The following is a 12,631-nucleotide window of genomic DNA, read 5'->3' on the forward strand; positions in this document are numbered from 1 at the left end:
ATACATTACCCAATTTTAAGCTTTGTCATCTAGATTTCTCACATCAGAACAGCAACATAGTTACGGACATTATGTTGGTGAACCAACTTCAATACAACTGGCTCATTATTTTTATCTTGATGATGCAGCCAAACAATTAGTCCAAAAATGTCGTGGTGACTATAATCGGCTCGGTTTTGCCATCCAGCTATGTACGGCTCGCTTCCTGGGAACATTTCTAATCAATCCCATTAATGTCCCTCAAGGAGTAGTTGATTATTTGGCATCTCAGCTAGAAATCAAAGACGTAAGTTGTCTGCCACAATATTTACTTCGCTCTAACACCCACTGGGAGCATACCTTAGTAATAAAAAAATATTATGGTTATCGTGATTTCAGTGAGCAGCCAGGACACTGGCGTTTAGTTCGTTGGTTATATCAGAGGACTTGGATAGGTGGGGAAAGTCCTTCGATGATGTTTGATTTAATCACAGCTAGATTAGTTGAGCAGAAAATCTTACTACCAGGGGTTACAGTATTATCTCGTTTGATATCCGCAGTCAGAGAAAGAGTAGCTAATCGTACTTGGAAAATCCTCTCTAAGTTACCCAATAAAAAGCAGATAGAGAATCTAGAAGCCTTAATTATTGTAGAAGAGAAAGTCAGATTTACTCCCTTGGAACAGCTCAGAAAATCACCCACCCGAAAAAGTGGGCCTAGTTTAGTTAATGCCTTAAATCGCTTAATGATAATTCGCGCTTTAGGTATTAATCAACTGGATGTAGGCAAAATACCGCCAATTCGTTTCAAGGCTCTCTCAAAAGCTGCTTTTACCCTCAGAGCGCAAGCAATTGCCAGAATGTCCACCGAAAGAAGAATTGCTACTTTGGTAGCATGGGTGTATGTCATGGAAGCGACCGCCATTGACGATGCTCTCGATGTTTTGAATTTATTGGTCAAAGATATTTTGGCTAAGTCTCAAATAGATGGGAAGAAGAATCGTCTACGAACTCTCAAAGATTTAGATGCTGCTGCATTACAACTAGCTATTGCCTGTAGGATTCTCCTTAATCCTGCTACCGAGGATATTCAGGTCAGAGAAGAGGTTTGGCGTCAATTAACTCCAGAAGAATTGAGTTCAGCTATTGATGATGTAGAAGATATAGCTCGTCCCCCAGAAGATAATTACTATGATGAGTTACTCAAGCAATGGCGTTCGGTTCGTCGGTTTCTTCCCAAATTGCTTTCAATTATCGATTTTGAAGGCAATCAAGCTGGTCAAAAAGTTCTCAAAGCGTGGCAATTTCTCCAATCCATTGAAGGTAAAAGAAACCCCCTAATGGATACTGCACCGCTAAATATAGTCGATAAAAAATGGGCTGTTTGGGTAGTGGATACAAATGGCAATATTGATCGTCGTGCTTACACTTTCTGCGTTTTGGGGCAACTACTAGAAGCGTTACGCCGTCGGGATCTATTTGTTTCCAAAGGAGAAAGATGGAGTAATCCCCGTGCCAAGCTACTCAAGGGAGACGCATGGGAATCGGCACGAACATCTGTCTGTCGAACTTTAGAACTCAACTCCAAACCAGAACCAGAACTGAAGGTATTACATGAGCAGTTGAACCAAGCCTATACTAAAACTGCTAAGAACTTACCTCAAAACTCAGAGGTCAGAATTGAGGTAGATAAGAAAGGTAAGGAAAGCCTTACTATCAGCAATCTGGATAAATTAGATGCTCCAGAAAGTTATCTAAAACTCAGAGATAAAGTAGAGTCATTATTGCCCCAGGTAGATCTCCCCGAAGTTTTATTGGAAATCAATGCCAAAACGGGTTTTATGAATGAATTTACCCATCTTAATGAAACTTTTGCCAAAGTTAAAGACCTCTCAACTAGTATCTGTGCGGTACTTATCGCTCAAGGTTGTAATATTGGATTGTCGCCTCTGGTAAGAAAGAGAATCCCTGCACTTACTAGAGGTCGCTTATCCTGGGTTGAACAGAATTATTTCCGTCCTGATACTGTCACCAAAGCTAATGCACGTTTAGTTGATGCTCAAACAAAAATTCCTATTGTTAAAAGCTGGGGTGGTGGTGAAGTAGCCTCGGCTGATGGAATGCGCTTTGTTGTTCCCGTGCAAACTCTCAATGCTGGGGCAAACAGCAAATACTTCAATCGTGGTCGGGGAGTCACTTACTATAATTACACCTCCAACCAATTTACTGGCTTTCATGGCTTGGTTGTTCCTGGTACTTTGAGAGATTCATTGGTTGTATTGGTAGGTTTATTGGAACAGCAAACCAGTCTACGTCCCAAGGAATTAATGACCGATACTTCTGGCTATAGCGATGTGATATTTGGTTTGTTCTGGCTCTTGGGTTATCAATTTTCACCCCGATTGGCAGATGCAGGTTCGGCTCGTTTCTGGAGGCTAGATTCTCAAGCTGATTATGGACTGTTAGATAACTTGGCACGACAAACCGTGAAAACTGAATTAATCGAGCAAAATTGGGATGATATGTTGAGGGTAGCAGGTTCGTTAAAGCTAGGTACAGTGAGTGCGACAGAAATCATGAGGGCATTACAGCGAGGTAAAAAACCGAGTACTATTGCTAAAGCCATTGGCGAGTTGGGAAAAATCACCAAAACCTTGTATTTACTCAATTATGTTGATGACGAAGCTTACCGCCGTCGCATTCTGACTCAACTAAATCGTGGAGAAAGCCGTCATAGTTTAGCTAGAGCGATATTCTACGGTCGTCGAGGTGAAATACGGGAGCGTTACCGTGAAGGTCAAGAGGAACAGTTGGGAACTTTGGGCTTGGTAACAAACGTGCTGGTGCTATGGAATACCTATTACATGAATGCAGCTATCAATCAGTTAGAGGAAGGTGGGTGGGAGATTAAAGAAGAAGATAAGGCTCGTTTGTCTCCTCTATCTCATTCTCATATCAATATGTTGGGACGCTATCAGTTTAATTTGCCTGAAGATTTAAAAGATGGGACATTACGACCACTGCGGGATATTGAAACTATTGATGAACTAGCAGATTTGGATTTCTGGTAAGTTTTTTTGGGCTGAATAGATTTCAAAGAGCTAGAAAGTATATCCAGTAAGCAATACAGCCTTAGCGTGGTTTTCTGTACAGTTGCTGATACTGCTGATGAACTTAACAAAAAGCAGGTTGAAGAAAAAAAATCACTAGTCTAGCTAACCTGGAGCTAACTTAGCAAAGGAAGAAACACGAGTTTGAGATAAAGGCACTCCCTCAAACCACGCGAACAGACGAAACACGTTCATTGCCGTTGCTGTAAAGATGTGTTGTAAATGCACTTTCTCCAAACCAACATAACGACAGTTCCGTAACCCTAAGGCACGTACGCCCTGAGAAATTGTCCCCTCTACTCCCGCACGGCGGTTATACTGCTTCGACCATTTTTTAGTCTGTTGCTGTTGGCGTCTTTTGAGAATTGCTAAATACTCTTGCTGCGGACGGATAGTTAGCTCTCTGGGTTCAGTCCGAGAACGGGTACATAAGTGACGGAACTGACACTCTCGACAAGCTTGGCGAGGAAATTTAATCCCGATGACCGTATTATCCCATTGGTCTTGATGAACCGTCCATTTCTTGGTACTTTTAACCCCCTGAGGACACGTGGCTTGTTGAGTTTTCCAGTTGATTTTAAATCGACTCAGATCATAGGCATCAGGCTCTTTTGACTGCCAACTTACGTTTTCTCGGACTGGACCCACTAGGTCAAGCCCATATTGTTGTTTGCTCTCAACCAACAGAGTTCCATCCACATAACCCGTATCTACCAAATGTTCTTTGGGTAATAATTCCTTTTGCGCTAAGGATTGATGAATTGATTCAATTTGGTCGACATCAGCCAAATGTGCCTCCGTGGTTTTTACGTTGGTAATCAGATGCACTTGATTCTTTTCACAGGTTTCGCTCAGATGAACTTTGTAACCGAGCCAAGTTGTATGACGCTTTTTGCTATAACGAGCCTCTGGGTCGTAGGGAGAATTTGAGCGCATCCCAGCGGGAGGTAGATCTTGGTGAGAACGCCAATGAAGTTGACCATTATTGACCCAATATTGATGAACCCAAGTCATTCGCAAAGTTTCGACAGCGGGAACCTCCCGCAACCATCGGGGTGAATCTGGATGGTCATAGAGCTCTTCGAGAATTTTCAGGCCATCACGTCCAATGGTTTCAGCCATAAGATTACGAGCTTCTGTCCCTTTTGGCAGTCGAGAATCTTCGACGGGTTTACTGTAGCGCTCAAACCAATCGTCTTCAATGACTGAAGATAACCAATCTGGAGCCACAACAGCTAAAGCGTTTAAGGCAGCTCTGAGGGTTTCTCCTACGCATTCAAGTCGATTCAGATTCCGAATTGACGCTAATATATGGGTCGAATCAGTTCGAGCTTGACCTCGGGCTTTGATCAGATTGAGCTGTTGACAACGTTCTAAAAGCTTATCTAAAACCAGTTTTTCTTTTCCTCCCTTCAGGAGTCGAGAACGAAATAAGCTCAAAACTGAAGCATCAAAACCTGAATCGCTCAATTCTAATCCTAGAGCGTATTTCCAGTCGATGCGAGCAGCCACAGCCGCTACGGCTCCTCGGTCGGATAAGTCAGACATGTACTGCATGACACAGACAAGAACTAACCGCCAAGGACGCAGAGCAGGTTGACCTTCTGTGGCATAGAGTTCAGCAAAATCCAAGTCATTGTAAAATATTCCGAGTTCATCTCTCAAGGTCATGTAGGGATTACCTTGGGGAAAGGCTTGGTGAGCAACTTCTCGGGTCAGAGGTGGTATGGGTTGGATGGACTGAGGATGCAGACTCATAATGATTCACTACTCCCAGAATTAATTTTGTTATCTTAATATCATAAATCTAGATCTAATAAAGGCAGATCGTTATCTCGCTTTCTCTAGATCTCTACGTCTAAAAAATATCTGCCTTTTGTTAAGTTTATCAGCAGTATCAGTTGCTACTCAAACCCCTTCTCTTACTGTTTTTTCTATCTGTTCAAGAGTCTCTAATTTTTCACTCTCACTGTTTTTGTATAGGATTTCACTCACTCGTTTTAGGCATGATTCCAATTCTAGCTTTTCTGATGGTGTCATTGCTCTTACCCTCAATATTTACCTCTCCATTATCCTGATTTTTCCTTTATTTGCAAAATTGGGATGCTCCCACATTATCTTTATTGGAAAAATATTTTTCTTTTAATTCTTCTCTAGTCAAATAATCTGCTAAATATACTTTTCTTGCCATTGATTCTATCTAACATTATTTTTATTATTAATAGTATATTCTATTTCTCGGATTTAGTATTACACGTATCTCGGCTCAACCCCTACAGGGTATTATCCAGAATCAATTCATGTAGATGGCATTTATAGAACTAAAAATAATCGAAAATACTGTAAAGAAAAAGGAATAAGAATGAGTGGTCCAGCTTTGGGAAGACCAAAAAAGAATGTCACAAAAGAAGAGAAAAAACAAGCAAGAGAAGACGAAAAAATTAGAAGTAGAATAGAAGGAAAATTTGGAGAAGGAAAAAGAAGATATGGGTTAAATTTAATTAAAACAAAATTAAAGGAAACATCAGAAACCAAAGTGGCAATAGCTATTTTGGCAATGAACTTAATGAGTCTAATAAGAAAAATATTAAAGGAGATTTTTTATCTATTTTTGCAAAAACAATTAAAATCGCCATTGTATGATAATCTTTACTTTTGCTTCCATAGTATAAGTCTTAGATTTGCTTATCTATAAAACCCATGGGATATTGACACTTGTAATGAAATGTTGAGTTTAAGACTTTTTCAGCAGACCCTAATTAGTGCAAGTCCAATTCATATTCATCATATTCATATTCATCATATTCATCTTCATCATATTCATCTTCATCGTAGTCATCTTCTAGGTCGTAAGTAACTCCTTCTAAATCAGCACCTGTTAAATCAGCGTTAGTTAAATCAGCATCTGTTAAATTAGCACCTCTTAAATTAGCATGTCTTAAATCAGCACCTGTTAAATCAGCACGACTTAAATTAGCATCTGTTAAATTAGCATGTCTTAAATCAGCATCAATTAAATTAGCATCAATTAAATTAGCATGTCTTAAATCAGCATTAGTTAAGTCCTTGTTGTTTTCTAGATTATTGAGAATATCCCAAACTAATCGCCATTTTTTATCTATTTTATTGTTAGCCTCGAGCTGAACACCACCTAAATATACATAGGTCAAATCAGCACGTGTTAAATCAGCACGTGTTAAATCAGCATCTCTTAAATTAGCACTAGTTAAATCAGCATCTCTTAAATCAGCACCTGTTAAATCAGCACCTCTTAAATTAGCACGACTTAAATTAGCACCTCTTAAATCAGCACCTCTTAAATCAACACCACTTAAATTAGCACTAGTTAAATCAGCATCTCTTAAATCAGCACCTGTTAAATCAACACCACTTAAATTAGCACGACTTAAATTAGCATCTCTTAAATCAGCACCTATTAAATACAAATACTTAGTGTCTTCTAGAGGACTGAAAATATCCCGAACTAATTGCCATTTTTTATCTATTTTAGTGTAAGCGTCGAGCTTAACAAAACTTAAATTAGCATGTCTTAAATCAGCACGTGTTAAATCAGCACGTGTTAAATTAGCATGTCTTAAATCAGCACGTGTTAAATCAGCACGTGTTAAATCAGCACCTGTTAAATTAGCATCAATTAAATCAGCATTAGTTAAGTCCTTGTTGTTTTCTGGATTATTGAGAATATCCCAAACTAATCGCCATTTTTTATCTATTTTAGTGTTAGCGTCGAGCTGAACACGACTTAAATCAGCACCACTTAAATCAGCACCACTTAAATCAGCACCACTTAAATTAGCACCACTTAAATTAGCAAGAAATAGACGAGCATGATATAGATTCGCATCAACTAAATTAGCCTCAATTAAATTAGCATGTCTTAAATCAGCACGTGTTAAATCAGCACGTGTTAAATCAGCACCTGTTAAATTAGCCTTAATTAAATCAGCATTAGTTAAGTCCTTGTTGTTTTCTGGATTATTGAGAATATCCCAAACTAATCGCCATTTTTTATCTATTTTAGTGTTAGCGTCGAGCTGAACACGACTTAAATCAGCACCACTTAAATCAGCACCACTTAAATCAGCACCACTTAAATCAGCTCCTGTTAAATTAGCCCCTTCTAAATCAGCACTAGTTAAGTCCTTATTTTTTTTTGGATTATTGAGAATATCCCAAACTAATCGCCATTTTTTATCTATTTTATTGTTAGCCTCGAGCTGAACACCACCTAAATATACATAGGTCAAATTAGCTTCACTTAAATTAGCGTTTTCTAAGTTAGCACCTGTTAAATTAGCACTAGTTAAATTAGCCCATCCTAAATCAGCATCAGCTAAATTAGCATCAGCTAAATCAGCATCTGTTAAATTAGCACCTCTTAAATTAGCTTTACTTAAATTAGCACTAGTTAAATCAGCATCTGTTAAATTAGCACCTCTTAAATTAGCTTTACTTAAATTAGCGTTTTCTAAGTTAGCACCTATTAAATTGACACGGTCAACTAAATCAGCATCTGTTAAATTAGCACCTGCTAAATTAGCTTGATACAAAGAAGCACCTGCTAAATTAGCACCAGTTAAATCGGCACCTCTTAAATTAGCATCTCTTACAAGAGCTCCATATAAAGAAGCACCTGCTAAATTAGCGTTTTCTAAGTTAGCACCACTTAAATTAGCATAAAATAAATCAGCACCTCTTAAATTAGCGTTTTCTAAATCAGCACCTCTTAAATTAGCGTTAATTAAATTAGCGTTTTCTAAGTTAGCACCTATTAAATTGACACGATCAACTAAATCAGCATCTCTTAAATTAGCGTTAATTAAATTAGCGTTTTCTAAATCAGCACCTCTTAAATTAGCGTTAATTAAATTAGCTCCAGATAAATCAATACCTGTTAAATAAGCATTACTTAAATTAGCACCACTTAAATTAGCATTGGTTAAGTCCTTGTTGTTTTCTGGATTATTGAGAATATCCCAAACTAATCGCCACTTTTTATCTATTTTAGTGTAAGCGTCGAGCTGAACACCACTTAAATAAGCACCACTTAAATAAGCACCACTTAAATCAGCACCACTTAAATCAGCACCACTTAAATTAGCACCACTTAAATTAGCATGATCTAAATTAGCACTAGTTAAATTAGCATCAGTTAAATTAGCATGATCTAAATTAGCACCAGTTAAATTAGCACCAGTTAAATCAGCCCCTCTTAATTTAGCTCTTTCTAGTTTAGCATCAGCTAAATCAGCATCTGTTAAATCGGCTCCTTCCAATCTAGCCTGATATAAATTAGTTCCTTTTAAATTACTTCCCTTTAATTTAGCTCCTTGTAATTTAGCTTGATATAAATTAGCACCTTCTAAATTTGCTTCTCTCAAGTCAGCATTAACTAAATAAGCTCGGTTTAAATTAATACCCTGTAAATCTACCCCAGATAAGTCCGCATTACTTAAGTCTTTTCCACGAAAATTACGTTCTCCCGCTTCATATTGCTGAAGCAAATCGAGTTTGTCTAAATTGTCCATCGCTTTAGTTACTTCTCCTAACCTATTAGAATTTCAGACGGAATAAACACCTATAAACCAATCTGAGCGGGATTTTTAAATTATTTACTTATATATTATTCATTTTGCTCCAAATTATCAATCTAATCTCTCTATCTTTCCTGTTTTTTGTCGTCTCCATAGCGTTTTTGGGATTTCTTTAGCTCCCCCTAATTAAATTAGTCAACTCTTCAAGTTTAGAACTTTGAGGGTATCGAGAAATTATTTTTGTCAGTTTAGGGCGTGGGTTTTGGCTCAAATCTTTGAAGGCTTCTAAAAGAAATTGACGTTTTTGTTTGTTTTGCCAATTAGCCCATGGCTGGGGATTAATCCACTCCCAACAAAGCCATTCCAGAGATTTAAACTTCAAATCTCGTACTGAGTAATTTGAGATTCCTTGTACTGTATCAAAGCGTAATGGTGTATCTTCAGAACTAGATTTAGCCAATTTAAATAAACTTTCCCAGAAAGAAGGTGATTTAGGTTGTTCAACTTGTCCTGTTGTTATTATCACCTGCTCATGAGGACAGCGTAAAGACCAAGTATAAGAACACCAATCAATTTGTAAACGCAAAAAACTAGGAGTATAAAACCATAAAATTTCTAGCCAAGGTAAGACTTCTGCTGGTGTAGAGCCAAGAAGAATAACTTGTCTTTGTTGCAAAAACTGGGCTAACAAATGAGGAAACCATATCGTTGTTTCCGCTTTTTTTAACTTTTCGGGGGATAAAGTCGAATTTTCTAAAGATTTAACTTTCTCAAAAAACTGACTAGATGACATATTTTCTATATCATGATGTTTCAACCATTCTTTAACATCTGCAAGAGTGGGAATAACCCCTTGCCAAACTTCTAAAGGAAAAATTAAAACTCGTGATGAGTTAGTTTCTCTACCTAGTTCATCTGTGCGCCCGGTAAAGAAAAACCAACAAAAACAAAGGTATCGTTGGTGATAGGTAAAAACTTTAATTCCTTCTACTGATGAAGGGGTTGGAGATGGACTTAGAGGAAATGCTTCTGTCATTAACACAGATAATAATTCTGAAGGAAAATTTCCCACTGACTGTACTTTGACTTGATAATCAACCTGAGCAGCAGCTAGAAGTTCGGGCTGAAATGAGTTGTTAATCATCAAAATTATTGGGTAGAAATCCCGTCTGAGTAACGGCTTTACATTTAATTGCTTTGACTGAGCATAATTCTAGCGAAAAGCGGAGTAAATATCCGCTAAAAACAGTCCTAAACCTTTAGAAAATGTAAGATCTCCCTTCTCATCCTTTTCAAATCCCATATTTTGAATTGAGTGAATGTGAATAGAGACTTTTTCCTCCAGACGGGCAAAAGTCATAGCAAACATTCTCTGTGCTAAGTCGTTTAGCTCTTGACTATTCAAACGATGAATATCTCGCTTGGGAAAAACTAAAAACAAAGGATAACGACTATCTGGATCTCTTTGATTTCTAAGAGCTAGTTCTAATCCTCTGGCAAGGGGAACTAATTGTTCTCCAAAGGCTTCTCGCACATATTTATCTCTATTCTGCCGGTATTGCTCCGCAGTGCAGTTTTTTCGTACTAAATCAATAACCATCACTGCGCCATTACCATCCCGCACTACTTGAATAAATTTTTTAGTAATAGGATCTCCCCCTAATTCTATAGTTGGTTCACTTAATTGATTCATCGCTAAAGTAAATTCTTGACCGGAAATATCATTAGTGCGTAAGAAAATTCGAGTTGATAATTTATCTGAATCTGAAGAAAATTGTTCCTCATCATCTAAAAACAAATCTGAACCAACTCCTCCTGCTTGAAAAATTGTTTGTCTTTCAATACTAATTTTATGGTCTTTAGAATAAATTTGTTTAACCAACAAATCTACATCCCATTTTCCTTGGGTAATCGAGATCAGATTTCCTTTGAGAATTTCTGCCCAGTATTGATTAAGCAGATCTTCGGTAATAGCCTCTGGTTTTCCCAATTTACGGGTAGAAAGGAACATTCCTAAAGAAAGAAGAAAATAACTTTTACCTGCACCTTTAACACCAAATAGAGGAACATTAATACTTTTTTCTATTAATCCAAAACGATAAAAAATTTTTGCCCAAATGGTATTGTAACGTTTAAATTCAGAATTCTGTTTCATGTCTTTTTAAGCTGATTTTTCCTAGGTTACCTATTCTTTTGTAATTTTTATCTACAGTTATATATCTCTTTTTTGTGAAACTCTTTTGTTTACCTTTAATATTCCACCAAATTATTAGATTATTTGAGTTTTTTTATTATTTCATTAAGAGTTGACTCTATCTCTAATGGTAATTTCCCTTCTTGTAATTTATCAAAACCCTTTGAAAGAGGGCAACAATAGCAATAAATTTGAGAAGAATGGAGATATTTTTGTGTTTCAGGAAATTGATTAATCGATAACTCTAATATTTCTGAATTAGCAATAAGAATCAAGGATTTTTTTTCTAAAGTTTTGGGAATCATACCTTGAAGAAGATTTGTGATTTGACTATCTATTTTTTTTGGGTTTGAGTCTTTAATAATCCACACTAAAATATCACTTGATTTCAAAATAGCTTTAAGGTCATCCTGAAATAAAGTGATTGCTCGTTGACTAGCTAAAAAAAGTTCTGTTATTTTTTTGTTATTGTCTTTCCCCATTTCGATGGTACAAAAAAAAGAATGTCGAGATTTATCAGTATTGGGTTGAGGAGGATGAAACAATTCTGTGTAACATAAGTCTCGCATTTTTCCATGACGATTATGACTCAAGGTTTGCACTAAAAGATGAGCTAATAACCAACTTCCTAAGCCATCATCATCAGCAATGAACCATCTATGAGGCCATTTTAACTGCCCATCAAGAATAAACCTTATGACCCCTAATGTCATTAAAATTCCTAATACAACCATAACGATGATTAGAGTATCTACTTTTAAGAAAATATATCCTTGAGCAAGACTAATCCCTAAACTAATTCCAATACCTAAAGCAGACCACCCCAAAAATTTAAATACACTCCAATGCCTTGGAGGACTATTTGATTTTCTGTATGTTAGATTTCCTGCTACAAAAAATTGACCAAATTTGCGATTAACTAGTACGTTAATAAATCCTAATGGAATATAAAATCTTTGGCGTTTTTGAAATAGTAGCGTTCCAAAACGTTCTTTAATTTCTTTTTCTTTTGTTTGAGCATAATTACAACTATACTGAATGAGCGATTCTAAGCTCTCATTATAAACATTGGTTGCTTGAAGAACTTCTGATTTACTAAATTCTTCGATGGGATAAGAACCGCCTTGATTATAAGTTTTGGTAATCAGTGCTCGAACTTTTAAACGGTTGATTGTTGGTAAAACAATGGGTTCTTTATCTTTAGTATGTTTCCATATATAATCTTTAGAGTTATAACTTAATAATTTACCTTCTCCACTACAACGTCCACAAGTTTGTTTGCCCGTACCCCAACAGTTAAAACAAGTAACCTTTTGTGATTGACCTTTAGAGTGAGTTTGTGAAATTTTGCCTGTACCCCTACAACTGCTACACTTAACTTTCCCTGAACCTCTACATGTAGGACATTTGAAAATCTTAGAAGTTCCTTTTAAAGGATATTCTTTTCGAGCATTGGTAAAGTTATACTGAGTTGGTCGATCTAGAGGTAAATTATCTTCGCAAAAGTATTGGAGATAATTATTATGGGAAGCTGGATATTCATGATTAGTATCATAACTATATTTTTCATGTTGATTTTCATAAAGGTGGTAAAAACCACCATTTTCACCTGTATCCCATATTGCAATTTTATTCAGGCTTTTTTGACAAAAAAATAACCGCCCTAATAGATCTTTTCGTGATTTATCGAGCCATTTTATAAAAGATAATCCTATATCGGGAGTGGTCATTGATTTTTACGTGATATTTTTCAGTATCAGGACAAAAAAATAAAGAGAGGGGTTACGGTAGGTG

General features: G+C 36.8%; 6 protein-coding genes and 2 pseudogenes. 2 read left to right on the top strand and 6 right to left on the bottom strand.

Features of this window, described 5'->3' with window-relative positions:
* Positions 1-22: 22 nt before the first annotated feature.
* A complete protein-coding gene (locus tag A5482_RS15710; RefSeq protein ID WP_069791022.1) occupies positions 23-3,049 on the top strand; it encodes a Tn3 family transposase in 3,027 nt (1,008 codons plus the stop codon).
* 144 nt (positions 3,050-3,193) lie between these two features.
* Here A5482_RS15710 and A5482_RS15715 read toward each other — a convergent pair whose 3' ends face one another.
* Together A5482_RS15715 and A5482_RS15720 are read right to left on the bottom strand one after the other, a co-directional pair.
* A complete protein-coding gene (locus tag A5482_RS15715; RefSeq protein ID WP_069791842.1) occupies positions 3,194-4,846 on the bottom strand; it encodes an IS1182 family transposase in 1,653 nt (550 codons plus the stop codon).
* Between the two features lie 153 nt (positions 4,847-4,999).
* A pseudogene (locus A5482_RS15720) lies at positions 5,000-5,128 on the bottom strand (ISKra4 family transposase); the annotation flags it as partial.
* A gap of 238 nt (positions 5,129-5,366) precedes the next feature.
* Between A5482_RS15720 and A5482_RS15725 the strand changes: the two are divergent.
* A pseudogene (locus A5482_RS15725) lies at positions 5,367-5,783 on the top strand (transposase); the annotation flags it as partial.
* A 64-nt stretch (positions 5,784-5,847) separates the two neighbouring features.
* On the opposite strand, the gene A5482_RS15730 reads toward A5482_RS15725, so the two are convergent.
* From A5482_RS15730 to A5482_RS15745, 4 genes are all read right to left on the bottom strand, one after another.
* Positions 5,848-8,637 carry a pentapeptide repeat-containing protein gene (locus A5482_RS15730; protein WP_069790874.1) on the bottom strand — a complete coding sequence of 930 codons (2,790 nt, stop codon included), beginning with the start codon at positions 8,635-8,637 and terminating at the stop codon, positions 5,848-5,850.
* 178 nt (positions 8,638-8,815) lie between these two features.
* On the bottom strand, positions 8,816-9,787 hold the full coding sequence (locus tag A5482_RS15735; protein WP_069790875.1) for a hypothetical protein: 972 nt from the start codon (positions 9,785-9,787) through the stop codon (positions 8,816-8,818).
* A gap of 69 nt (positions 9,788-9,856) precedes the next feature.
* On the bottom strand, positions 9,857-10,798 hold the full coding sequence (locus A5482_RS15740) for a hypothetical protein (protein ID WP_069790876.1): 942 nt from the start codon (positions 10,796-10,798) through the stop codon (positions 9,857-9,859).
* Between the two features lie 119 nt (positions 10,799-10,917).
* A complete protein-coding gene (locus tag A5482_RS15745) occupies positions 10,918-12,567 on the bottom strand; it encodes a DnaJ-like cysteine-rich domain-containing protein (protein WP_069790877.1) in 1,650 nt (549 codons plus the stop codon).
* Positions 12,568-12,631 lie beyond the last annotated feature (64 nt).

The sequence above is a fragment of the Cyanobacterium sp. IPPAS B-1200 genome, assembly GCF_001747005.2.
In the GTDB taxonomy this organism is placed as follows: Bacteria; Cyanobacteriota; Cyanobacteriia; order Cyanobacteriales; family Cyanobacteriaceae; genus Cyanobacterium.

Coding starts and splice junctions, on each gene's coding strand:
- A5482_RS15740 (WP_069790876.1), bottom strand. CDS start 10,798: ATGAAACAGAATTCTGAATTTAAACGTTACAATACCATTTGGGCAAAA.
- A5482_RS15715 (WP_069791842.1), bottom strand. CDS start 4,846: ATGAGTCTGCATCCTCAGTCCATCCAACCCATACCACCTCTGACCCGA.
- A5482_RS15735 (WP_069790875.1), bottom strand. CDS start 9,787: ATGATTAACAACTCATTTCAGCCCGAACTTCTAGCTGCTGCTCAGGTT.
- A5482_RS15745 (WP_069790877.1), bottom strand. CDS start 12,567: ATGACCACTCCCGATATAGGATTATCTTTTATAAAATGGCTCGATAAA.
- A5482_RS15730 (WP_069790874.1), bottom strand. CDS start 8,637: ATGGACAATTTAGACAAACTCGATTTGCTTCAGCAATATGAAGCGGGA.